This is a genomic window from Microbacterium ginsengisoli, from assembly GCF_000956535.1.
Taxonomy (GTDB): domain Bacteria; phylum Actinomycetota; class Actinomycetes; order Actinomycetales; family Microbacteriaceae; genus Microbacterium; species Microbacterium ginsengisoli.
Window position 1 is genome coordinate 1 of the sequence record NZ_JYIY01000006.1, and the last position, 981, is coordinate 981.

General features: G+C 63.7%; 2 protein-coding genes. Both read left to right on the forward strand.

Annotation, left to right across the window (positions count from 1 at the left end; translation table 11 throughout):
* A partial coding sequence (locus RR49_RS00040) for a carbohydrate ABC transporter permease (protein WP_045245672.1) occupies positions 1-676 on the forward strand: 676 nt, incomplete at its 5' end.
* 81 nt (positions 677-757) lie between these two features.
* Positions 758-981: hypothetical protein (locus tag RR49_RS15900; RefSeq protein ID WP_211255116.1), on the forward strand; the 224-nt coding region annotated here is incomplete at its 3' end.

The following is a 981-nucleotide window of genomic DNA, read 5'->3' on the forward strand; positions in this document are numbered from 1 at the left end:
CCTAGACCTCGGCAACTTCACCCGCGCTTGGGACCAAGCGAACCTGGGCCAAGCCATGCTCAACGGCGCACTCGTCACCCTTGGCATCCTGGCCGCACAGCTCGTGACGGTCATACCCGCGGCATACGCCTTTGCCAAGCTGCGCTTCCGTGGCCGCGATGCTGCCTTCGCGATCGTGCTCGCGTGCCTCCTGATCCCCACCCAGGCCATCGCGCTTCCGCTCTATCTCGGAATCGGCTCGGTGGGGCTCGCAAACACCTTCGCCGCCCTCGTCCTGCCCTTCACAACGAGCGCCATCGGGATCTTCATGCTCAGGCAATACATGGTCACGATCCCCGACGCACTGCTCGAGGCCGCGAAGGCCGACGGCCTCGGCGTGTTCTCCACCCTGCTGCGTGTCGTCGTCCCGACGTCGATGCCATCGATCGCGGCCTTCTCGGTGCTGTCGATTTTTACGCACTGGAACGACTATCTGTGGCCCTTGTTGGTAGCGCGCGACAGCTCGCTCTACACACCTCCTCTCGCACTATCAGTGTTCCAACAGGCCGAGACAGGCACCTCCTACGGCGAACTTGCCGCGGCAGCCCTGCTCGTGACCCTGCCGATAGTGGTGCTGTTCATCGTGGCCCAACGCAAGTTCGTCAGCGGCATAGCCGGCGGCGAACTCCCGGGCTGACGTCCAACGCCTCGCAAATACCTCCCGTTATCCACCTCCTCACCACCTCTTCATTCCTCCGCACAGATTGTGAGTATCCCCATGCCCGTACCCAGAAGAGCTCTCGCCTTTGGCGCTGGCCTCATTGCCTCCACACTCGCCCTGACCGGCTGCTCGGCCGCCCAGGAGACCGCTCCGAGCGCGCAGGTCGACGTCAGCTCCTGCGATCCGAGCGGCGTCACCATTTCCGCCCAATACGCCAGCCAAGGTCAAGCCGCCGCCGAGCTTGGCAAGGAGACGCTGGAGAAGAAGTACTCAGGCCTAAC